The sequence below is a fragment of the Halorubrum sp. Ib24 genome, assembly GCF_002252745.1.
GTDB lineage: Archaea > Halobacteriota > Halobacteria > Halobacteriales > Haloferacaceae > Halorubrum.
In genome coordinates, this window is sequence record NZ_NHOX01000024.1 from 56,027 (window position 1) to 77,971 (window position 21,945).

General features: G+C 69.5%; 22 protein-coding genes. 13 read left to right on the forward strand and 9 right to left on the reverse strand.

The window, feature by feature from the left end:
* The first annotated feature begins 47 nt into the window (after positions 1-47).
* The 4 genes from DJ82_RS05690 (at position 48) to DJ82_RS05705 (ending at position 4,147) form a co-directional block, all read left to right on the forward strand.
* Positions 48-1,427 (forward strand): twin-arginine translocation signal domain-containing protein, encoded by a 1,380-nt coding sequence (locus DJ82_RS05690; RefSeq protein WP_094581268.1) that lies wholly within the window; start codon positions 48-50, stop codon positions 1,425-1,427.
* Complete coding sequence (locus DJ82_RS05695) at positions 1,405-2,604, forward strand: sulfurtransferase (RefSeq protein ID WP_094581269.1); 1,200 nt, start codon at positions 1,405-1,407, stop codon at positions 2,602-2,604. The genes DJ82_RS05690 and DJ82_RS05695 overlap by 23 nt, the downstream gene beginning before the upstream one ends.
* Positions 2,601-3,665, forward strand: a complete 1,065-nt coding sequence (locus DJ82_RS05700) for a YncE family protein (RefSeq protein ID WP_094581270.1) — start codon at positions 2,601-2,603, stop codon at positions 3,663-3,665. Before DJ82_RS05695 ends, DJ82_RS05700 begins: the two co-directional genes overlap by 4 nt.
* 98 nt (positions 3,666-3,763) lie before the next feature.
* A complete protein-coding gene (locus DJ82_RS05705) occupies positions 3,764-4,147 on the forward strand; it encodes a SaoD/DsrE family protein (protein ID WP_094525475.1) in 384 nt (127 codons plus the stop codon).
* An 86-nt stretch (positions 4,148-4,233) separates the two neighbouring features.
* Here DJ82_RS05705 and cmk read toward each other — a convergent pair whose 3' ends face one another.
* A complete protein-coding gene (cmk, locus tag DJ82_RS05710) occupies positions 4,234-4,848 on the reverse strand; it encodes a (d)CMP kinase (protein WP_094525474.1) in 615 nt (204 codons plus the stop codon).
* A gap of 237 nt (positions 4,849-5,085) precedes the next feature.
* Positions 5,086-5,373: an amphi-Trp domain-containing protein gene (locus tag DJ82_RS05715; RefSeq protein ID WP_094558142.1), complete on the reverse strand. Its 288-nt coding sequence runs from the start codon at positions 5,371-5,373 to the stop codon at positions 5,086-5,088.
* A gap of 352 nt (positions 5,374-5,725) precedes the next feature.
* On the opposite strand from DJ82_RS05715, the gene DJ82_RS05720 reads away from it, so the two are divergent.
* Positions 5,726-6,094, forward strand: coding sequence for a hypothetical protein (locus tag DJ82_RS05720; RefSeq protein WP_094522319.1), 369 nt, complete (start codon positions 5,726-5,728; stop codon positions 6,092-6,094).
* Between the two features lie 249 nt (positions 6,095-6,343).
* On the opposite strand, the gene DJ82_RS05725 is transcribed toward DJ82_RS05720, so the two are convergent.
* Positions 6,344-6,934, reverse strand: coding sequence for a DUF4397 domain-containing protein (locus DJ82_RS05725; protein ID WP_094558141.1), 591 nt, complete (start codon positions 6,932-6,934; stop codon positions 6,344-6,346).
* A gap of 520 nt (positions 6,935-7,454) precedes the next feature.
* Here DJ82_RS05725 and DJ82_RS05730 point away from each other — a divergent pair.
* The gene (locus tag DJ82_RS05730; RefSeq protein WP_094581271.1) at positions 7,455-10,358 is read left to right on the forward strand and encodes an ATP-dependent helicase; all 2,904 of its coding nucleotides are present in this window, start codon (positions 7,455-7,457) and stop codon (positions 10,356-10,358) included.
* 24 nt (positions 10,359-10,382) lie between these two features.
* On the opposite strand, the gene DJ82_RS05735 is transcribed toward DJ82_RS05730, so the two are convergent.
* Together DJ82_RS05735 and DJ82_RS05740 are read right to left on the reverse strand one after the other, a co-directional pair.
* Positions 10,383-10,571 carry a hypothetical protein gene (locus DJ82_RS05735; protein ID WP_094522322.1) on the reverse strand — a complete coding sequence of 63 codons (189 nt, stop codon included), beginning with the start codon at positions 10,569-10,571 and terminating at the stop codon, positions 10,383-10,385.
* A gap of 104 nt (positions 10,572-10,675) precedes the next feature.
* Positions 10,676-11,659 (reverse strand): formyltransferase family protein, encoded by a 984-nt coding sequence (locus DJ82_RS05740; RefSeq protein ID WP_094581272.1) that lies wholly within the window; start codon positions 11,657-11,659, stop codon positions 10,676-10,678.
* A 180-nt stretch (positions 11,660-11,839) separates the two neighbouring features.
* Between DJ82_RS05740 and purS the strand changes: the two genes are divergently transcribed.
* The 3 genes from purS (at position 11,840) to DJ82_RS05755 (ending at position 13,289) form a co-directional block, all read left to right on the forward strand.
* Positions 11,840-12,091 carry a phosphoribosylformylglycinamidine synthase subunit PurS gene (gene purS, locus DJ82_RS05745; protein WP_004595793.1) on the forward strand — a complete coding sequence of 84 codons (252 nt, stop codon included), beginning with the start codon at positions 11,840-11,842 and terminating at the stop codon, positions 12,089-12,091.
* 73 nt (positions 12,092-12,164) lie between these two features.
* Positions 12,165-12,842 carry a phosphoribosylformylglycinamidine synthase I gene (gene purQ / locus DJ82_RS05750; RefSeq protein WP_094581306.1) on the forward strand — a complete coding sequence of 226 codons (678 nt, stop codon included), beginning with the start codon at positions 12,165-12,167 and terminating at the stop codon, positions 12,840-12,842.
* Positions 12,843-12,896: 54 nt separating this feature from the next.
* The gene (locus DJ82_RS05755; protein WP_094526783.1) at positions 12,897-13,289 is read left to right on the forward strand and encodes a VOC family protein; all 393 of its coding nucleotides are present in this window, start codon (positions 12,897-12,899) and stop codon (positions 13,287-13,289) included.
* Between the two features lie 13 nt (positions 13,290-13,302).
* Here the strand turns inward: DJ82_RS05755 and DJ82_RS05760 are convergent, their stop codons facing one another.
* The gene (locus DJ82_RS05760) at positions 13,303-13,848 is read right to left on the reverse strand and encodes a YfcE family phosphodiesterase (protein WP_094526782.1); all 546 of its coding nucleotides are present in this window, start codon (positions 13,846-13,848) and stop codon (positions 13,303-13,305) included.
* A gap of 138 nt (positions 13,849-13,986) precedes the next feature.
* Here DJ82_RS05760 and ilvD point away from each other — a divergent pair, with 138 nt between their 5' ends.
* Complete coding sequence (gene ilvD, locus DJ82_RS05765) at positions 13,987-15,780, forward strand: dihydroxy-acid dehydratase (RefSeq protein WP_094581273.1); 1,794 nt, start codon at positions 13,987-13,989, stop codon at positions 15,778-15,780.
* Positions 15,781-15,868: 88 nt separating this feature from the next.
* On the opposite strand, the gene DJ82_RS05770 is transcribed toward ilvD, so the two are convergent.
* Complete coding sequence (locus tag DJ82_RS05770; protein WP_094522327.1) at positions 15,869-16,120, reverse strand: hypothetical protein; 252 nt, start codon at positions 16,118-16,120, stop codon at positions 15,869-15,871.
* A 176-nt stretch (positions 16,121-16,296) separates the two neighbouring features.
* Here DJ82_RS05770 and DJ82_RS05775 point away from each other — a divergent pair, with 176 nt between their 5' ends.
* Complete coding sequence (locus DJ82_RS05775) at positions 16,297-16,851, forward strand: NYN domain-containing protein (RefSeq protein ID WP_241881434.1); 555 nt, start codon at positions 16,297-16,299, stop codon at positions 16,849-16,851.
* Positions 16,852-16,865: 14 nt separating this feature from the next.
* On the opposite strand, the gene DJ82_RS05780 is transcribed toward DJ82_RS05775, so the two are convergent.
* Positions 16,866-17,528 carry a S26 family signal peptidase gene (locus tag DJ82_RS05780; protein ID WP_094581274.1) on the reverse strand — a complete coding sequence of 221 codons (663 nt, stop codon included), beginning with the start codon at positions 17,526-17,528 and terminating at the stop codon, positions 16,866-16,868.
* Positions 17,529-17,673: 145 nt separating this feature from the next.
* On the opposite strand from DJ82_RS05780, the gene gcvT reads away from it, so the two are divergent.
* Positions 17,674-18,855 (forward strand): glycine cleavage system aminomethyltransferase GcvT, encoded by a 1,182-nt coding sequence (gcvT, locus tag DJ82_RS05785; protein ID WP_094581275.1) that lies wholly within the window; start codon positions 17,674-17,676, stop codon positions 18,853-18,855.
* Between the two features lie 18 nt (positions 18,856-18,873).
* On the opposite strand, the gene DJ82_RS05790 is transcribed toward gcvT, so the two are convergent.
* Positions 18,874-19,524, reverse strand: a complete 651-nt coding sequence (locus tag DJ82_RS05790) for a hypothetical protein (protein WP_094522330.1) — start codon at positions 19,522-19,524, stop codon at positions 18,874-18,876.
* Between the two features lie 230 nt (positions 19,525-19,754).
* On the opposite strand from DJ82_RS05790, the gene fdhF reads away from it, so the two are divergent.
* Positions 19,755-21,902 (forward strand): formate dehydrogenase subunit alpha, encoded by a 2,148-nt coding sequence (gene fdhF, locus DJ82_RS05795; protein WP_094522331.1) that lies wholly within the window; start codon positions 19,755-19,757, stop codon positions 21,900-21,902.
* Positions 21,903-21,945 lie beyond the last annotated feature (43 nt).

Consider the following 21,945-nt stretch of genomic DNA (forward strand, 5'->3'; position numbering starts at 1 on the left):
AAGCGCGCCTCCGGGAGCCCTTTAGGCGCGAGCCGCGTCGTGCGGATATGAGCGACGACTGCGGATGCGGATCGAACGACTCGGCGCCGCGCGACTCCGGCGAAGCCGCGCCGGACGCGTCCGCCGACGCGGGGCCCCGTTCCGCGAAGGGGAGCGGGCTGGCGAACGACGACCGGCGCAACCCCTTCGCCGACGGGATCGACCGGCGACGACTCCTGCAGGCGTCGGGCGCCGTCGGCGCGACGACGGCGCTGGCCGGCTGTTCCGGCGGCGGTGGCGGCGGTGACGGCGACGAGCCCGCGCCGACGATGTTCGTGTTCAACAACGGCGACCGAACGCTGAGCGTCATCGACACGGAGAGCGACGAGCTGCTCAACACCGCGTTCCTCGGCACGACCGCCTCCTTCCCGGCCAACCAGTACGCCACGGGCGTCGAGGACGAGCACGACGTGCTCTGGCTGAACGTCTCCGGGGGCGTCCGCGCGTTCGACCAGCGCACCCTCGAGGAGCTCGCCTTCGTCGAGACCGGATACGGCCCGAACTATCCGAACGTGACGCCCGACGGCGAGCACCTCCTCATCGCCTCGGGCGGGACGACCGGAATGGCGCCCGAGGGCGACGAGGCCCACGCTATCTTCCGCGTCGACGCGGACCGCGACAGCGACGCGTTCGGCGAGGTGACCGCCGAGATCGAGACCGGCTACGTCGGCCCCTGCGACATGACGCTCGGCCCGGACGGCGACTACGCCTTCGTCGTCGACGTCGCCGACGAAGCGGTCCGCGTGCTGAGTGTCGACCCGTTCGAGACGGTGACGCGGGTCGACGCCGGCGAGCCGGTCACCGAGGGCAACGTCCTCCCCTTCATGTGCACCGCCTCGTTCGACGGGGAGCTCCTGCTCGTCGAGAACGGGGAAGGGACGCTCGGCGGCGACCCCGAGGTGCCCCGCGAGGGCTCCGAGAGCGTCTGGGACATCTCCGACCCGGAGAACCCGGAGGAGATCGCGAAGGTCACCCGCGACGACGGGCTCCCGGGCGCGCCGATCACGAGCGAGGTCGCCCCGGACAACTCGGCGGCGTACCTCTTCATCCCCGGCGAGGGGGTCGGCGTCGTCGACCTGGAGGCGAACGAGTACGCGACGACGCTCGACGTCGGCGGCAGCAGCATCGCCGGCGCGTGGGGGCCGAACCGCGAGAAGCTGTACGTCCCCGTGCAGGACGCGAACCAGGTCGCCGTGATCGACCACGCGGAGCGGGAGGTCGTCGCGACCGTCGAGGCCGGCGAGGCGCCCACCGGCGCGGTCGCCGGCACGGTCCGCCCGGAGGAGGACGCGGTGTCGAGCCTCCAGGCGTCGCTCGCCTCGCTCGGCATCGCGTTCGGCGAGATGGAGGCGTCGTGGTGCATGGATGACCACTGCTACTGCGGGTAGATGGCCTCGGATAACGTGCGCGACGACGGTCCCGCCGACCCCGCCGAGAGCGACTCGCCCCGCCGACCCCCGCCGAGAGCGACTCGCCCGCCGACCCGCCGAGAGCGACGCGGCCGGAGCAGACGAGACGAGCGGGTCCGATCCCGCGTCGACTCGCCGAGGCCTCCTCCGCGCCGCGGCGGGTGCGACGGCCGCCGGCGCGGCGAGCACGGCCGGCTGTCTCGGGATCACCACCCCGGCCGACACCGCCGCGCAGTACGGGCTGAGCGGGAACGTCTCGCACTTCGTCGGACCGAGCTGGCTCGCCGAGAACCGGGGGGACGTCGTCGTCCTCGACGCTCGCGACACCGAGCGCTTCCGCGAGGAGCGGATCTACGGCGCCAGGCGCGTCCCGTTCGACGCGGTCACGAGCCGAGCGTCGACCGACGCCGGACTGGTCCCGGACGTCGAGGCGCTCGCCGACGCGTTCGGCGGAGTCGGCGTGTCGCCCGACGACGACGTCCTCGTCTACGGCGCCAGCGTCGGGTCGCGAGTCACCCGGACCGCGTTCGCGCTCGTCGCCTTGGGCCACGCCGGATCGGTCCGCGTCCTCAACGGCGGCCTCTCGGGCTGGAACGGTCGGCTCGGAACGGGCTCCCGCGACCGGGTCGAGCCGACCGAGTACGAGGCCGACCCCGCCGCGTCGGCGTGGGTCACCCGCGAGTGGCTCGCCGACCGCGTCGGGACGTTCAACGGCGACGGGCCGGGGCTCGTCGACGTGCGCGTCCCGGAGGCGTACCTCGGAGCGCCCGCCGCCGACGCCCTGAATCCCGACAACGACCGCCACGGACATCTCCCCGGGGCGATCGGCGTCCACTGGGTCGGCAACGTCGACGGCCGGCAGATGACGGACCCGGGCGAGCTCGTGCAGCTGTACGAGAACCGGGCGGGGCTCGACCGCTCGGGCACCGTGGTCGTCTACGGCGACGACAACGTCGACCCCACGTCCACGTGGCTGACGCTGCGGGCGATCGGCTTCGAGGACGTGCGGCTGTACGAGGGCGGGTTCGGCGAGTGGTCGAACGTCGAGGGGGACCGCGGGCGGTACCCCGTCGAGACCAAGACGAGCGCCGTGATCGAGACGGAGGGGAGCGTCGGCGGCGACGACGGCGGCGGCGACTTCTCCTGTACCGGATGAGCGAGAGCGGCTCAGACGGTCCGCCCGACCGAATCGTCGCGGTCCCCTGCGAGGGCGACGACGCGCTCGCGCTGTTCGCGCTCGCCGACGGCGCGCCCCTCGGCGAGGTCCCGGTCGGCAGCCACCCGGTCCACGCGACGACCCGCGGGGGACGGACGTTCGTCGCGACGATGGGCGAGCGAGCGGTCACGGCGGTCGACGCGGACGGCGCCGTCTCGCGGGGCGAGACGGGCGTGCTCGGCCCCTCGCACTTCGCGACCGCGAACGGGGAGCTGTTCGTCTCCTGTACCGCCGGCGACGCGCTCGCCGTCGTCGACCCCGAGTCGCTGACCCTCGTCGCCCGGATCGGGGTCGGCGCCGAGCCCCACGAGGTCGCCGTCTCTCAGGACGGCGATCGGCTCTACGCCGGCAGCCGCCGGGAGGGCGTCGTCGACGTCGTCGACCCCGCGGCCCGCGAGCGACTCGGCGCCGTCGATGTCGGTCCCGACGCCCGAGTGCAGGGCGTCGCGGTCGGCCCCGAGGGCGACCGCGGCTACGCCGTGGATCAGGCGGGCGCCCGCGTCGTCGCGTTCGATCCGGAGGGAGTCGACGCGCCGGGAGGGGCCGACGCGCCGGGAAGGCCCGACGCGGCGGGAGGCGCCGACGAGCCGGGCGACGCCTCCGACGCTTCCGTCCTCGGCGAGGCCGCGGTCGGCGCCGACCCGTACGACCTCGTCGTCACCGCGGACCGGGTGTTCGTCCCCGGCCGCGGCGACGGCGTCGTCCACGAGTTCGACCGCGACCTCGGGCTCGCGGCGGTCCACGAGGGGTTCGACCGGCCCGTCGACCTGTTCAGGATCGGCGGCGAGCGGTGGGTGCTCGACGCGGCCGCCGACGGCCTCCGTTCGCTTTCGGGCGCGATCGTCGACACCCCGGCGCCGGGGCTCGCCGCGACCCGCGTCGGCGACCGGCTGGTCGTCTCGCACTACGACGACGACCGGGTCTCGCTCGTCGACGTCTCGCGGGGTCCGATATGGACGGCGGAGACGGGCGCGTATCCCTTCGGGTCCGTCGTGGTCTGAGCGCGGTCCGGCGGTCGGGGCCGCGAACCGTCGTCACAGACACCGGGGAACGCTGCCGATGCCCGCGGAGCAATCAGCGGACCGCTCGACCACGCGGTATGAAGGTCGCTTACGTCTTCGCGACGGCCGGACAGACCATCGACTACGTGCTCGGGGACATGATCCTCCCGCAGCTGGAGGCCGACGCGCACGGCGCCGACGTGGTCGGGATGTTCTTTTTCCACGACAACACCTACGCGCTCCGCGGGGGCGACCCGCTGGGGCAGCGGCTCGCCGACGTGGCGGCCGAGCGGGACATCCTCCTCATGCTTTGCGATCAGTGCGCGACCCGCCGCGGGCTCGCCGAGTTCGACCGCACCGACGAGCACGGCCGGGACCGGTACGAGCCGACGAACACGGTCGAGGGCGCGACCGTCGGCTGCTTCCCCGACCTCTACGCGGCGCTCGGCGAGGTCGGCGTCGACCACGTGATCACGCTGTAGGCGAGGGACCGCAGGGCGAGAAGGACGGGTCCGGAAAGACAGGGCGAGAAGGCCGGGCCCGGAAGGACGCGGGCCGAGAAGGTCCGCTAGATCTCGAAGTCGGGCGTGTCGAACGCGCCCTCGTCGGCCTCGACGTCGTAGCCCTCGATCGCGGTGAGCGCGACGTCGAGCGTCGTCTCCGGATCCCACCGTCCCGTGTTGATCGCGAGGTCGTAGATGGAGCGGTCGGAGAGGTCGATCCCGTAGTACGACTTGTACCGCTTCTCCTCTATCACCTCGCGGACCTGCATCTCGGAGGTCATCTCCTCGCGGTCGAGCGTCCGGTCGGCGCGCACCTCGTCGGGCGCGTCGAGCCAGATCCGGACATCGGCGCGGTTGCCGGCGATCCAGCCGGCGAGGCGCGACTCCAGGATGAACGCCTTGTTCGCGGCGCCCCACTTCTCGGCGATCCGGCGGAGCCGGCGGTCGAGCGCGCGGTCGATCTCCTCGGACTCGCCCGTCTTCGCGATGAGCTGCGAGAGGCTCATGTCGCGCTCGGCGGCGATCTCTCGGAACAGCTCCCCCCCGGAGACGTAGCCGCAGTCGAGCGCCTCCGCCAGCGCCTCGACCAGCGTCGTCGCCCCGCAGCCGGGCGGGCCGGAGACGGTGACGAACAGGTTGCGGTCGATCTCCCGCTCCGTCGCCGGCGAGGTTCCACTCATACGTGCGCCGCCACGGACGGATCCCGGATAAACGGGCCGGTTCGCACACCGCGACGAGGGGGCCGCGTCCGGGGCGTCGGCGGAAGCGGTCGGCTCCACCGACACGGCGGCTCTCTTAAAATCGTCAGTGATTGATCGGTTCCGGCTGCTGTATATAGAGGGTGAAGTAAGCACAGAGGCTACATTTGTTCCAGAGAAGTTCGCTTGAACCACCCGCTCAGCGTGCGTGCGGAGTGACTACTCGATTTCTAACTGATCACTTCCGCCACCCTCCTCACCGTCGTTCTCATCCCATTCGAGTTCGAACTCGATACTTCGTTCAGTCATGTTGCCAGCCGGGCCTTCGCGTTCAGCTTTGACTTCGAAGGTCGGTCGGGCCGGGGGATTCAGCGTTACAGACTCGGAGCCTGCTTTCAGGTTGATAGCATCTCCGCTGTCGAGAGTATCTGCGACTTTCCGAAGGTACGATGCGATCTCTTCTCGACTCTGGTCGCTCTCTGATTTGAACAGAACTTCTTCAGGCATACAAGAGAGAGTACACAGCCTGCACCAATAAATGCGCCCGCCAAACCGACCAATCTGATTGAATCGGCAGATATTCTGTGCGAGATACGCGCCTTGTATCTTGCACGTCCGATTCAACGTTTTCGGAAGCTGTCAGAATAAGCGTGCAAGACTCAGAGCGTACAGTCAGCGCGGGGATTGCGTTATTTTCTCCATCTGAATCCTGAATTAGCCGATAGAATTCGCTTACACACTGAGCAGTAGACTCGTGGCTTCACTACCGAGAAGAATGAGTTGTTGATCTACGTCTAAACAAGGTCGGACGATGAGAACATACCTTATTTAAACATGTGATTAAAAATATACTAATCGAATGCCCTCCCCCAAACGTCGTATTCAGATAGGAGCAGCGCTAATCGTAGCCGGCGTCGTTGCGCTTCTATATTCGATAGTCGTCACACAGGAACTCCTCCTTGGCGTGAGCATCGCACTCTCGTTCCTCGTTATTGCTGTGTTCGTATATTATGGAGGTACTGACCGCAAGACACTCACCCGTGTCACAATCGGTGTCACAATCGTCTACGGCGCTGTCTCACTACAACTTCCTCTCGCCATCATCGCCGCCTGCGCTGTCTATCTCTCCGCATGGCTGACTGGGCCGGATAGTCCATTTGACGCACCTGACACGGAGATTTTTCCAGTCAAACAAACAGCTACAGAAGACACCGGTGAGGAACAATAGAGCGTCTGTACTGAGCAATTACTCTCTCCCGTAACTCGGCCTCGGTTCGTACCACATTCGCGCGCTGTATTCAGCAGGACACCGAGAACAGATCACTTGTTGAGAATTTCAACGGAGCCGTAGCGAGGCATTTCAAACTCGGTGAGTGCTGCTCGTTCATATTGGTGTGTAACGCATGGAGACATCGTGCGAAGCCGACTAAGCGGCCAGCTCTAGCGACCAGTAGCGTGAAAAATCGAGGTCGGGAGACTACTGGGTGTCGTCCGCGAACACTGCGCCGAGCGAGTCGTCACCTGCCTGCCCAACCGCGATTGCTGAGACTGCGGCGCCGCCGTCAAGTTCGGTGTCAGGCAGCGAGAGCGCGATGTCGTCGCTTCCGTGCGGGAGGACCTCAAGATCGTAGGAGCCAGCGTCAACAGGAACGTACTCGCTGGCGCTTCGGAATTCGATATTTTCACACAGGGTCGGACCACCGTTAGCGACTCGCACGTCGACGGCGGGAGCGTCCGGTGAGGCGTGGACAAACCGGACGTGAGTTTGGTCGGCTGCGACATCACCGGGGGCGTCGGAAAGTACTGTACACTCGGCTTCAGCGAGCATACCAGTCGCAAGCGCCGAGTACGCGCGGTCTGCCTCAAGTTCGACTGTCAGATCGAGGACTGCCTCGTCGTCGCCATGCGGCGTGACAGCGATCTCGTGGCTTTCAGCTGGCAGCTCGGCGTACTCGCTGATGGTTTCGAATGGCACGTCTTCGAAGGCGATTTCGCCGTCGACGTGGACATCGACGTTCGGTGCGTCCGGACAACAGTGACCAACGCGGACGGATGCGGTTTCTGCCATAGCAATTCCTATTGCTCGCGCCAGAAGTTTCAATCTGTATATGTGAACAAAATATATTATATATGGGTATGAGCCGTACGGGGGACACCGGAGCACGCAGTTCGTGCTCCCCGAAGCGGCGTTGTATACCGACTTCAGCTACAAAGCTGAAAGCGACCGCAACACCAACTCGGCCAGCGAGCGATGGACCGGGTCCGAGCAGGACATCGGTCAGGGGGCCAGTCGTTTTCGTGTGCGTGAGACCAGAACCGACTCAGGTTATCGAAGACGAAGGGCGCGTCGCGGGCCTGTCTTCTCATCAGACTCATCGGTTTCCTCGCTGTCTCGGCATTGGACTGGAGCTGCCGCGTGGTCGTCCAGCGAGGGTTCATCGGTGTGCTGTTCCGCTCTGGTCGAGATAGTCGTCTGGGTGCTCGACTCGCGCCCTGTAGTCAGCGTAGCCTCTCCAAACCATCAGCGGCCGAGGGCTTCTACAGAGCCGACACAACCGATATCCCTCCGCACGCCCACGTACGCGGTAGTGAGCGAACTCACGGATCGCGAGGCGGAGCGGCCCTCAGCGCGAGCGCTCCTCCGGGAGGCGCTCGCCGGGGACAGCGAGGGACGAAGTCCCTCTAGCAGTCGGACGCAGTCCGACGACGGAGAGGTGCGAAGCGCCTCCGGCGACGGCGCCCCGACCGTGGAGTTCGACCCGGAGACGGTGCCGCTCCCGGACGCCGACGTGCTCGACCGGCTCTCGCCCCCGGTCCGCCGCTGGTGGGTGTCGGAGTTCGGCGCGTACGTCGGGGAGAACGGCGGCTTCTTCACCCCGCCGCAGCGCGAGGCGATCCCCCACGTCGACGCCGACCGGAACTGCCTCGTCGCCGCGCCGACTGGCAGCGGCAAGACGCTCGCCTCCTTCACGGCCGTGCTCGACGACCTCTTCGCCCGGGAGCGAGCCGGAGAGCTGGAGAACTCGGTGTACTGCCTGTACGTCTCGCCGCTGAAGTCGCTCGCGAACGACATCAAGCGGAACCTGGAGGTCCCGATCGAGGGGATCGCGGCAGAGACGTGCTCCGGAGACTGGGACGGAGAGGGAGACGGGGACGGGGACGCACACGACCCCGGCGTCCGGCAGGCGATCCGCCACGGCGACACGAGCAAGGCCGACCGGCAAGCCATGTTGGAAGAGACGCCGCACGTGCTCAACACCACGCCGGAGACGCTGGCGATCCTGCTCAACTCCCCGAAGTTCAAGGAGAAGCTCCGGACCGTCGAGTACGTCATCGTCGACGAGATCCACTCGCTGGCGGCGAACAAGCGCGGCACCCACCTCTCCGTCTCGCTGGAGCGGCTGACGGAGCTGGCCGACGGGTCGCCGACCCGCATCGGCTGTTCCGCGACGGTCGAGCCGCTCGACGAGGTCGCCGAGTTCCTCGTCGGCCGCGAGCGCGTCGCCGGCGGGGTCGGCGACGAGTCCGGCCTCGAACCCCGACCGTACGAGCTGGTGGACGCGCGGTTCGTCCGGGAGTTCGACCTGGAGCTTCGCACCCCGGCGGCCGACCTGATACACACCCCCCGGTCGGCCGTCACCGACCGCTTCTACGACGCGCTCCACGAGCTTATCGCCGACCACGAGAACACGCTGGTGTTCACGAACTCCCGCTCCGGCGCGGAACGCACCCTGCAGGAGCTCCGCGAGCGGTACGGTTACGACGAGTCGGACTCGGGCTGTCACCACGGGAGCCTCGGCGAGGGGCAACGCACTCGGATCGAGGAGGGGCTGAAGGCGGGTGACCTGGACGTGGTCACCACGTCGACGAGCCTGGAGCTCGGGATCGACATGCCCCACCTCGACCTGGTCGTGCAGGTGGGCTCGCCGAAGTCGGTCGCGGCGCTGCTCCAGCGCGTCGGCCGCGCGGGCCACAGCCCCGGCGAGACGGTCGAGGGGCGGGTGTTCGCACTGGACCGCGACGAGCTGGTCGAGTGCGCGGCGATGCTCGCCCGCGCCGAGGACGGCTTCGTCGACCGCGTCTTCCTCCCCGAGGGCGCCTACGACGTGGCCGCCCAGCACGTGTACGGGATGGCGATAAACCGGATCCGTCCCGACCGCGAGGTCCGCGAGATCCTCCGGCGCGCCCACCCGTACCGCGACTTCGGCGAGGCCGACTACGAGCGGCTGATGCGGTACCTCACAGCGGGCTACGAGGGGCTCGCGGACCGCAACGTCTACCCGAAGGTGTGGCGCGACGAGAACGACCCGCCGGGCGGGGAGCACCACCACGAAGAACATCCCGTAGGCGAACTCCTCGTGGGGAAGCGCGGCCGGCTGGCGCGGGTGATCTACATGACGAACGTGGGGACGATCCCGGACTCGTTCAGCTGTCAGGTGCTCACGCGCGACGGGGAGCCGGTCGGGACGCTCGACGAGAGCTACCTCGACACGCTCGATCCGGGCGACGTGTTCGCGCTGGGCGGCGAGCGGTTCGCCTTCCGGTACCGCCGCGGCTCGAAGGTGTACGTCGACCGGACGAGCGAGCGCCCGACCGTCCCCTCGTGGTACTCCGAGCGGCTCCCGCTCTCCTACGACCTCGCGCGCGAGGTGCTCGCGTTCCAAGGCGAGCTGCTCGACCGGCTCCGGGACGGGGGGCCGCCCGCGGTCCGCGCGTGGCTCCGGGAGTTCCCTCTCGACGGGAGCGCGGTCCGCGCGATCACCCGGATGTACGACGAACAGGTCGCGTACGCCGGCGCCGAGAGCGTGCCCACCCCCGGGCGGCTCGTCGTCGAGGAGGAGCTCGACCGCGCCGAGTACAAGCGCCGGTTCTACGTCCACTCGAACTACGGCCGGCGGTTCAACGACGGCCTCTCGCGGCTCGTCGGGGCCCGGGTCGCGAACCGCACGGACGCGACCGTCGCGGTCGCGGTCGCCGACCGCGGCTTCTCGCTCGCGCTCCCGCTGAACCGCAAAGTAGACGTCGCCGGGATCCTCCGGGAGCTGTCCCCCGACACCGTCCGCGAGGACCTCCGGGAGGCGGTGCAGGGGACCGACCTCCTCCAGCGCTACTTCCGCATCGACGCGGCCCGCTCGCTGCTCATCCTGAAGCGCTACAAGGGGTACGAGAAGACGGCGGCCGAACAGCAGGTGTCGGCGGAGATGCTGCTCTCGTTCGCGGAGGAGCTCGACGAGTTCGCCGTCACCGAGGAGACGTACCGGGAGCTGTTGGAGGACCGGCTCGACCTCGCCGGCATCCGCGAGGTGCTCGTCGGGGTCGCCGACGGCGACGTCGACGTCGTGCACCACACCGTCGACTCGCCGGCCCCGCTCTCGTTCGGGCTCGCGACGCTCGTCGACTCCGACACGGTGCTCGCCGACGACGAGTCGGCGGTCCTCCGGGAGTTCCACGCCCGCGTCACGGAGTCGATCGAGGACGGCGACGGCGAGTGAGCGTCGACGTCGGAGCGCGCCCGCTCACGGTCGCGGGGGCTCCGAGGGGATCACCTCCGGAAGCCCGTCGAGGATCAGCGTGGTGTAGTGGAGGAACACGGCGAGGGCGACCACCGAAAGAAGCAGGAGGAACAGCAGGATCAGTCGCTCGTCGCTCCGGACGACGGCGCGGGCGTCGCCGGCGATTTCCGAGAGAGATCCGCCGATCGGCATCGCCCGCTCGTACGCGCCCGGTACGGTAAAAGGGTCGCACGACGCGAGTCGGAACCGCGTTACACGGAGCGAGTCGGTCGGCGGTCGCCGCCGACTGCCGCCGGTCAGTCGCTCTCGACCGGCGGCGTCCCCGAGCGCGACAGCGGCTCGCCGTCGACCGGCTCGTCGGGGTTGGCGTCGATCGCCGCCTCGCTGAGCCCGAGCCGGGCGTCGACGTCGGCGTCCTCGCGCACGTGGACCGTGCCGCGGTGGATCGCGATCGCGTCGGCGAGGTGGAGCCGGACGGCGTCGAGCAGCACGTCGGCCTCGAGCGGTTGCCCGCGGCGCTTGATCTCGTCGACGCCCGCGCCCGCGGGGACATCGAAGGCGCGCTGGGAGATCACGGGCCCCTGATCGAGGTCCGTGGTCACGTAGTGGGCGGTGACGCCCGCGATGCGGACGCCGGCGTCGTTCGCCTGCCGGTACGCCTCGGCGCCGGGGAACGCCGGGAGCAGCGAGGGGTGGACGTTGATGATCCGCCCCTCGTAGCGGAAGACGACCTCGGGCGAGAGGATGCGCATGTAGCGGGCCAGCGCGATCAGGTCGACGTCATACTCGGCCAGCAGGTCGAGCAGCCGCCCCTCGTCGGTGTTGCCGTTGCCGTCGCCAACGTCGTAGAAGGGCTTGTCGTAGCGCTCCGCGAGCGAGCGGAGGTCGCCGCGGTTGCCGATGACGACCGGGATCTCGGCCTCCTCGCCGTCTTCGGCGAGGTCGCCGTTGGCCTCCGCCTCCAGCAGCGCCTCGGGCGCGTGCGTCTCCTTCGTGACGAGCAGCGCGATCCGGCGCGCGTCCCGGTCGCTCGGGAAGCGCACCTGGATGTCGACGCCGAGCTCGCGACCGAGCTCCGCGAGGGCGCGGCGGAGCTCGCCGCGCGAGGTCTCCATCTCCGAGGCGTCCACGCGGGTCGTCATCCGGAAGACGCCCTCGCGGACCGCCTGGTCCAAGTCCTCGATGTTGATTCCCCGCTCGAACAGCAGGGAGGTGACCCGCGCGATGAGTCCGGTCTTGTCTCCTCCGACGACCGTGATCTCGGTCAGTTCGCGGGTCATGCGACGATCACCTCCGCGGGTTCGAGCGGCTGCATACACTCCGGCCAGAGCGCGGAGGGGTTTGCCCCTTTCGTTCCGCGCGGGGTCTGCCACCGGCATGATCGACCAATATATACCCACGAACATGGATATAAGAGGCGTTCCAAAACGGTTTTTACACACGACTTCGCAGTATCGAGCATGACGGCATACACCGCGACGGTGACGGTCCGGCTGAAGCGGGGCGTCCTCGACCCGGAGGCCGAGACCACCCAGCAGGCGTTGGAACGCCTCGGGTTCGAGCTGTCTGACCTCCGGTCGGCCGACCGCTTCGAGGTGGACCTGGATGCGGCCGACGCCGACGAGGCCGCCGACCGCGCCGATGAGATGGCAGAGCGGCTCCTCGCGAACCCGACCATCCACGACTACGACGTCGCGGTCGCGGAGCGATGACGGTCGCCGTCGTCGAGACGACGCCGCTCGTCACCGGCGCGGTCGTCGCGGCCGCCCACGCGGGGTGGTCGGCGTGACGGTCGCCGTCGTCCAGTTCGGCGGCTCCAACTGCGACCGCGACGCGGTCCGCGCGCTGGAGCACCTCGGAGTCGAGGCCGAGCGCGTCTGGCACGAGGACGGTCTCCCGGCCGACACCGAGGGCATCGTCCTCCCCGGCGGCTTCTCGTACGGCGACTACCTCCGCGCCGGCGCGATGGCCGCCCGCGCCCCGGTCATGACCGAGGTGCGGGAGGCCGCCGCCGACGGCGTCCCCGTGATCGGCGTCTGTAACGGCGCGCAGATCGGCGCGGAGTCCGGGCTCGTCCCCGGCGCGTTCACCACCAACGCCTCCGCGCGCTTCCAGTGCGAACCGGTCCATCTGCGCGTCGAGCGCGCGGACACGCCGTGGACCGCCGCCTACGACGAGCGCGACGTCATCGAGGTCCCGATCGCGCACGGCGAGGGGAGATTCGAGATCGGCGAGGACGCCCACGCCGACCTCGTCGCCGACGACCGCGTCCTCTTCCGCTACTGCGACGTCGACGGGAACGTCACCGACGCGGCCAACCCGAACGGCTCGACCGACAACGTCGCCGGCGTCATCGGCGAGCGGGAGACGGTCGCCGTCCTCATGCCGCATCCCGAGCGCGCCACGCTCCCGGACCTCGGCCGGAGCACGGACGGGGCGGGGATCCTGAAGGCGTTCGCCTGACGGGTCCCGTCGCCACCGCCGCACCTTTTGCGCCGCGCCGACAAATCTCCGGGTATGCAGGCACGTCACATCGACCACGTCAACGTCCGGATCCCCGAGGACGGCGTCGCCGACGCCCGGGAGTTCTACGGCGAGCGGCTCGGCTTCGGCATCGAGGACGCGCTGTACGCGGCCGACGAGAAGCCGTTCTTCGACGTGCGGCTGTCGGCGACGGCGGTCGTCCACCTCTGGCCGACCGACGAGTTCGAGCCGCCGACGGCGACGAACTACGACCACGTCGCCGTCGTCGTCGAGGAGTCGATCGACGAGATCGAGGCCGAACTGGACGCGGCCGGCGTCGAGATCGAGAAGACGCTCGACGAGCCGCTCGGCGCGACCGGGGAGGCGCCGGCGGTGTACGTCAGGGACCCGTTTGGCTACCGGGTCGAACTGAAGGCGCGGGTGTGAGTTCGCGGGCCGCTCAGGCGGTGTGGTCCGTGACGTCGACCTCCCCGGCCGCGACCTCGGCCGTCAGCATGGTCGCCGGGACGTCCTCGCCGCCGACGCCGGTCGCGGTCCCCGGGTTCAGGACGGTGACGTCGCCCCGCGTCTCGGTTACGACCTCGTGAGAGTGACCGGCGACGCCCACGAGGGTCTCGTCGCCGTCGGCACGCGCCCGAGCGACGTCGACGACCGCGTCGAACCAGTCGTCCTCGTCGAAGACGACGCCCTCCGTGCTCCCGATCGCGCGCTCGACGAAGTTGACCATCCCGTGTGAGGCGACGAACGAGACGCCCTCCACGGAGACGGAGGCGACGGGGGGCAGGTCGATCTCGGCCGGGTCCGCGTTCCCGTACACCGCGGTCAGTTCCGTCGCCGCCGACCGGACCGCCTCGAACGCCTCGACGGAGCCGAAGTCGCCGGTGTGAACGACGTGATCCGCCGTCGCGATCCGATCGCGGAACGGCTCCGGGAGGCCCTCCGCCTGTTCGGGGACGTGCGTGTCGCTGAGGATTGCGAGTTCCACGCTCGGTACAGCCGGCCCGTTGACATAGTTCTTCGGTCGGTCGAGGGACCGATCGGACTGGGCCCGAACCGGTTCGTCTCCGCGAGCAACCCTCGCCCCCTTGCGGTCGTTTAAGACCCCCGAGCGACAGGGTCAGGTATGAGCGAACAGCAGCCACGATCCGACGAGGGGGAGGCCCCTCGGCGACGCGGAGGCGACGCGGACCGGTTCGCGGGGGAGAAGGACGAGGACCTGCGGAGCAGAGACGTGACGGAGGGCGCCGAGCGCGCCCCCCACCGCTCGATGTTCCGGGCGATGGGGTTCGACGACGAGGACCTCTCCGCGCCGCTCGTCGGCGTGCCGAACCCCGCCGCCGACATCACGCCGTGTAACGTCCACCTCGACGACGTCGCCGACGCGGCGATCGACGGGATCGACGCGGCGGGCGGGATGCCGATCGAGTTCGGAACGATCACCATCTCGGACGCCATCTCGATGGGGACGGAGGGGATGAAGGCGAGCCTGATCTCCCGCGAGGTCATCGCCGACTCGGTCGAGCTCGTCTCGTTCGGCGAGCGCGTGGACGCGCTGGTGACCGTCGCCGGCTGCGACAAGAACCTCCCCGGCATGCTGATGGCGTCGATCCGCACGGACCTCCCCTCCGTGTTCCTCTACGGCGGCTCGATCATGCCCGGCGAACACGAGGGGCGCGACGTCACCATCGTCCAGGTGTTCGAGGGCGTCGGCGCCTACGCCGAGGGCGACATGAGCGGCGAGGAGCTCGACGAGCTGGAGCGCCACGCCTGCCCCGGCGCGGGCTCGTGCGGCGGGATGTTCACCGCCAACACGATGGCCTCCATCTCCGAGGCGCTCGGGATGGCGCCGCTCGGCTCGGCCTCCGCGCCCGCCGAGGACAAAGAGCGCTACGAGGTCGCGGAGCGGGCCGGCGAGCTGGTCTTGGACTGCATCGAGAACGACCGCCGCCCCTCCGACGTCCTCTCGCGGGAGTCGTTCGAGAACGCGATCGCTCTCCAGACCGCCATCGGCGGTTCGACGAACGGCGTCCTCCACCTGCTCGCGCTGGCCGCCGAGGCCGACGTCGACCTCTCGATCGAGGACTTCGACGAGATCTCGCGGCGCACGCCGAAGATCGCCGACCTCCAGCCCGGCGGGAGCCGCGTGATGAACGACCTCCACGAGGTCGGCGGCGTGCCGGTCGTGCTCCGCCGCCTCCTGGAGGCCGATCTGCTCCACGGCGACGCGATGACCGTCACCGGCCGCACCCTCGCCGAGGAGATCGCGGAACTAGAGGAGAGCGGCGCGCTCCCCGACGACTCGGAGATCGAGGCCGACTTCCTCTACACCGTGGACGAGCCGAAGGAGGAGGAGGGCGCGATCAAGATCCTCAAGGGGAACCTCGCGCCCGAGGGCTCCGTGCTGAAGGTGACCGGCGACGACGAGTTCTACCACGAGGGGCCCGCCCGCGTGTTCGAGCACGAGGAGGACGCGATGGAGTACGTCCAGTCGGGCGCGGTCGACTCCGGCGACGTGATCGTGATCCGCAACGAGGGGCCGACCGGCGGGCCGGGGATGCGCGAGATGCTCGGCGTCACCGCCGCCGTCGTCGGCGCGGGCCACGAGGACGACGTGGCGCTCCTCACCGACGGGCGCTTCTCCGGCGCGACGCGGGGCCCGATGATCGGCCACGTCGCCCCCGAGGCGGCCGACGGCGGCCCGGTCGGCCTCATCGAGGACGGCGACCACGTCACCGTCGACATCCCCGAGCGCGACCTCAGCGTCGACCTCTCCGACGAGGAGTTCGAGGAGCGCCGCGAGGCGTGGGAGGCGCCCGCGCCGCAGTACGAGGGCGGTATCCTCGCGAAGTACGCTCGCGACTTCGCCTCGGCGGCCGACGGCGCGGTGACGAACCCGCGGCTGACGCGGGACCGTTAGGTAACCGGAGTTCGTTTGAGATAGAGGGCGAGGAAAGACCTGAGGCGCGCGGCCGTGAGAGCGGCGAGACCGGACGATTCGCCGCCGTCTACTCCCGTTTTCCCCCGTCAGTGTGCGCGGTCCGGACCGACTCGGCGCGCCAGACGTTGCTGCGGCGACCGGCGCGCGACAGCTCCATCTTGACGACCGAGCCGACCGGCAGGTCGGCCACCTCCTCGCGGGCGTCGTCGTCGGCGTAGTCGACGACGTGGTACGTCTCGTTGCGCGGATGTGCACGAACCGTGGTGCATTCGTGATCGTTCTGTTCGGAAATTACAGTGAAGGTGTCGTAGTTCGACATCTTAACCCGTTATTCTTGGACATACTACTTTAATTCTCCGTATATTCACTACGGTCGTCAATCAGGTGGTAAAACGGATATAAGGTGTATAACGCCGCTGGCGACGCGGGGAACGGAGCGGTCGGCGGTCGTCTCGGACCAGCACGCATATTTCCGCCCGCCGCCGACCCCGACGCATGGAATCCAGTCGGGAGGACGAGGAGCCGGTCGGCGTGGCGCTGTTCGTCGACGGACCGAACGTGTTGCGCGAGGAGTTCGACGTCGACCTCGACGACGTCCGACGGGCGGCCGAGGCCGAGGGGCCGCTCGTGACGACGCGGCTCTACCTCGACGAGCACGCGACCCCGGGGCTGATACAGGCCGCGGAGGCGCGCGGGTTCGAGGTCGTGATCACGAGCGGCGACGTCGACGTGAAGCTCGCGGTCGACGCCGCCCAGTTCGCGGCCGAGAACCGGATGTCCGTCCTCGCGATCGCCTCCCGCGACACCGACTTCAAGCCCGTCGTCGAGACGGCGAACGGCTACGGGATCCGGACCCTCGCCATCGCGCCCGGCGAGTTCGGGCGGTCCGACGCCCTGCGGAACGCCGCGACCGGGTCCGTGACGCTCGACGAGGTCGGCGCGGACGACGGGGAGGCCGGCTCGGACGGCGGCGAGCCCGGCGAACCGAACGCGGTCGAGGGGGACGCGGCGATCGGGTCGGACGCGGCCGCGGACTCCCAACCCGAGTAACGTCCGGCACCGAGCTACCTCCGCCCGCCGCCGCGAACGCGACCCGCCCACCCGATCAGCACCGCGCCGAAGCCGCCCGCGATCGCCGCGGCGCCGCCGATACCGACGGCGGTCGGGAGGAGCCCGAGGCGGGCGAGCGCGGCGTCGACGCCGACCCGGAACCAGCCGAGGTTCGGGACCGACACCAGCGCCTTGGCGGAGATCCACTCCTCCCGGACGACCGGGGCGATCCCCGCGCTCTGGTCGTACTCGCCGTTCGCGTCGCCGAAGGTGATGTAGCCGTCGTAGGGCGCGGGACAGCTCGCCAGGTCTGCGCAGTCGCCGTCGAGCAGCGCGGGGTCAGCGCGGTCGGTCCAGTCCTCGCCCGCGCTGACCCGGAACGCGAGCCGGTGGAGGATCGGCCGCGTCTCCCCGTCCGGGGGGTCGAAGACCACTACGTCTCCCGCGCCCCCGAGCCGCGCGGGCGCGTCGGGCTCGGCGTGTCCGACCAGCCCGCGCCAGGGGAACCGCTCCGTCGCGGTGACGACCACGAGGTCGCCGCGTTCGACGGTCGGCTCCATGCTCCCGCTCTCGACGGCGACGAACGGGGGCCACACGCCCGCGGCCGCCGCGACGACGAGCGCCACGAGCAGGACCGCCGCGGCGGGCGCGAGGAGTTCGGAGACGTTCCGCTTCACGCGAGTCAGGGAGTGGGGAAGCGGCTTGAGCCTGTCGGCGCCCCCGCCCCTTCCGGCGGCGGTCGGGCGCCGAGACCCTGCGACTCCGGGCGCCGAGACCGCCCCGATGGCAAGACCTTAGGCGCGTCCCGGCGACCGTTCGGCCATGACCGATCGGCTTCCACCCCTCCACGAGACCCACGAGGCGCGCGGCGCGAAGTTCACCGACTTCGGCGGCTGGCAGATGCCGGTCGAGTTCGGGTCGATCCGCGAGGAGCACGCCGCGGTCCGAGAGTCCGTCGGCGTCTTCGACGTCTCGCACATGAGCGAGGTCGAGGTGTCCGGCCCGGACGCGACGGCGCTGATGAACCGCCTGACGACAAACGACGCGGCGGCGCTCGATCCGGGCGACTCGCAGTACGCGGCGATCACGGACGAGGAGGGGGTCATGCTCGACGACACCGTCGTCTACCGGCTCCCTGACGGGATCGAGGCCGGGACGGGCGCCGACGCGCTGGCCGGCATGGACCGCGACCTCGACGCCGCCGCCGGCGACCCCGCGTACCTCTTCGTCCCGAACGCGGGCCACGACGACCAGATGACCGACCGGTGGACGGAGTACCGCGACGAGGCGGGGCTCGACGCGACCGTCGCGAACGTCACCGACGACTGGGCGATGCTCGCGGTGCAGGGCCCGGACGCGGCCGACGCGGTCGACGACGCGACCCCCGCCGACCGCGTGGTCGGCCTCCCGAAGTTCGAGGCGACGGTCGCCGCGGTCGCGGGCGCCGACAGCTGGGTCGCCCGAACCGGATACACCGGGGAGGACGGGTTCGAAATACTGTGTCCGACCGACGCGGTCGAAGACGTCTGGTCGGCGTTCGCCGGCGAGGGCGGAGCCGAGCCGGCCGCACAGCCGTGCGGGCTCGGCGCGCGAGACACCCTCCGGACGGAGATGGGCTACCTCCTCTCCGGGCAGGACTTCGACCCCGACGACGAGCCCCGAACCCCCTACGAGGCGCGGATCGGGTTCGTCGCGAAGCTGGACACGGAGTTCGTCGGCCGCGACGCGCTCGAGCGACAGAAGGCGGAGGGGGTCGACGAGCGGTTCGTCGGCGTCCGCCTCCTGGAGCGCGGCGTCCCCCGCGGGGGCTACGCGGTGACCGACGGCGACCTCACTCGGATCGGACACCTCACCTCCGGGACCATGAGCCCGACGCTCGACGAGCCGATCGGCCTCGGCTACCTCCACGAGAGCTACGTCGAGCCGGGGGCCGAGGTGAGCGTCGTCGTGCGCGGCGACGAGAAGCGCGCCGAGATCGTGATCCCGCCGTTCCTCGACCGGTAGCCGTCCGGCTACTCGCGGTCACCCGTCGGCGTCGCCGCCCTCGCCGCCGAACTCCTCCGCGTACACCCGCTGTATCACCATGTAGAGTCGCCAGTGGTCGACGCCGAGCCGGTCCGCCAGCGTCCGGGCCGCGTCGAGGTAGCGGTCGTACGCCGCCGGCGTCATCGGGTCCGGATACGCCGGGTCGAGGTCGGTGAGCGCCGCGACGACTCGCCACTCGCGGTCGCCGACGACGAGGAACCGGTCCGGGTCGAGGAACCAGAGCAGCGCGGAAGCGATCGCGACGTCGACGCCGGGCAGGTCCGCGAGCGCGTCGAGGGCGCGGTGGTGGGCGGGCGCTCGCGGGTCGCCGTCGCCGCCCTCCTCGGGGGCCGCCTCGTCGAGCGCGTCGATCGCGTCCCACATCGCCCCGCGGAGCTCGCTCGGGTCCGCGTCCTCGACGGCCCCCTCGACCGCCCGACGCTCTTCCTGGTCGATCGCGTCGACGCGGCGCCGGAAGTACCAGCGGACGACCCACTCGACGTCCCGCCTGCCGTAGTCGCCGGCGCGGAACGCGTCCGGGAGCGTCTCGATCGACTCCGCCTCGACCGGGTGGAAGGGGGCGGTCTCGCGGTACGTCTCGACGTGCTCGTCCACGCGCGCCTCGACGTCGGCGAGTGTCGTGTCCATACCGGCCGAACGCCGGCCGTCGACAAAACGGTTCGGCGGGCGTTGGCGGCGAGCGTCCGGAGTGCGAGCGTGCAGCGAGGGGGCGTTGGGAGCGGGCGTCCGGAGTCCGAGTCGGCCTTCGCGGGCGCGCCGCCCCCGCTCACGACGCATCACACTGTTGAAACGACCGATACACTGATGCAGGAGGCATCACAAATCGTGATATATGACTGCACGTCAGGGTGAGTACCATGTCGACTGAGGGAGACGAGGCGGTGAAAACGATCTGCCCGTACTGCGGCGTCGGGTGCGGGATCAAGGTGAACCAGGGCGACGACCCCGGCGACGTAAACTTCATGCCGTGGGGCGAGGCCCCGGTCAACGAGGGGCGCGTCTGCATCAAGGGCGGCGCGGCGACGCAGGTCGTCGACCACGAGGACCGTCTCACGGAGCCGCTCATAAAGGAGGACGGCGAGTTCCGCGAGGCGACGTGGGAGGAGGCGTACGACCGGATCGTCTCGGAGATGGAGCGTATCCGGGACGACTACGACCCCGACGCGATGGGCTTCTTCGGGTCCTCGAAGACGATGAACGAGGAGAACTACCTCCTCCAGAAGCTCGCTCGCCGGTACGGCACCAACAACGTCGACAACTGCACGCGGATGTGCCACGCCTCGACGGTGTGGGCGCTCCGGACCAGCCTCGGCGCGGGTGCGATGACGAACAGCATGGAGGACCTCGAGGAGGCGGCCGACGTGTTCTGGATCCAGGGGGCGAACCCGGGCGAGCAGCACCCGATCGCCAACAGCCAGTACTTCCGGCAGGCCGTCCTGGAGGGCGCGACCGTCATCCAGGTCGACCCCCACGCGAACAAGACGACCCGGTCGTTCGAGATCGACGAGACCGACCGGCACATGCACCTCCAGTTGAACCCGGGAGCCGACATTCCTCTGCTCAACGTCGTTCTGAAGACGATCCTCGAACGCCACGAGGAAGAGCCCGACGCGGGCTGGATCGACGAGGAGTTCGTCGAGGAGCGCACCGAGGGGTTCGAGCACTTGAAAGAGACGCTCGCGGACTTCGACAAGGAGGCGGCCGCCGAGGAGGCGGGCGTCCCCCTCGAGGACATCGAGCTCGCCGCGGAGAAGTACGCGATGGCGAACAACGCCGCCATCTTCACCGGGATGGGGATGAGCCAGCACACCTGCGGCGTCGACAACGTGCAGAACGAGATCAACCTCGCGCTGATCACGGGGAACCTCGGCCGGCCCGGCACCGGCGTCAACCCGCTCCGCGGCCAGAACAACGTCCAGGGCACGTGTGACGTCGGTGCGATGCCGAACGTCCTACCGGGCTACCAGCTCGTCGACGACGACGAGGCCCGGAAGAGCGTCGAGGACGTTTGGGGCTTCGAGGTGCCCGACGAGCCCGGGCTCACGAACGTCGAGATCTCCCACGAGGCGGGCCACTCCGTCCACGGCCTGTACGTCATGGGCGAGAACCCCGTCATGAGCGAACCCGACGGCAACGAGGTCGAAGAGCGGCTGAAGTCGCTGGAGTTCATGGTGGCCCAAGACATCTTCATGACCGAGACCGCGAAGTTCGCCGACGTCGTCCTGCCGGCGACGACGTGGGCAGAGCGCGGTGGCACAGTCACCAACACCGACCGCCGCGTCCAACGGATGCGCGGCGTCGACACGGTCCACGAGAACACGAAGCACGACCTCGACATCCTGATGGAGGTCGGGAGCCGCCTCTTCAGCGAGGACGAGTTCCGCTTCGAGGACGCCGAGGCCGTCTTCGAGGAGCTCCGCCGGGTGTGTCCGAGCTACCACGGGATGACCTACGACGCGCTCGGCGAGGAAGGGATCCAGTGGCCCTGCTACGAGGAGGGCGACGAGGGCGATCAGTACCTCTACGAGGACTCCTTCGACACGGAGAACGGCCTCGGTCAGATCGAGGGCGTCCGCCACCAGCCGCCGGCCGAGGTGCCGGACGAGGAGTACCCGCTGATCCTCACCACCGCGCGACTCGAGGAACACTACAACACGGGGACGATGAGCCGGCGCTCGCCGACGCTGTCGCGTCAGCACCCGGAGAACTTCGTCGACGTCCACCCGAACGACGCCGCGGAGTACGGCATCGAGGACGGCGACGTGGTCACGCTCCGCTCCCGTCGCGGCGAGATCGAGGTGAAGGCGCAGGTGACCGAGGACATCAAGGAGGGCGTCGTCTGGACGACGCCGCACTTCGCCGCCGCCTCGGCGAACCGCCTCACGAACGACGTGCTGGACGACCGCGCGAAGATTCCGGAGTACAAGGCCGCGGCGGCGGACATCGCGGTTACCGTGACAGACGGCGGAGAGTCCGCGGACGACGCGGAGCCCGCGGACGACTGACGGGACGGACCGCTCCCGTCCGCACCGGGACCGTCGCTTCCGG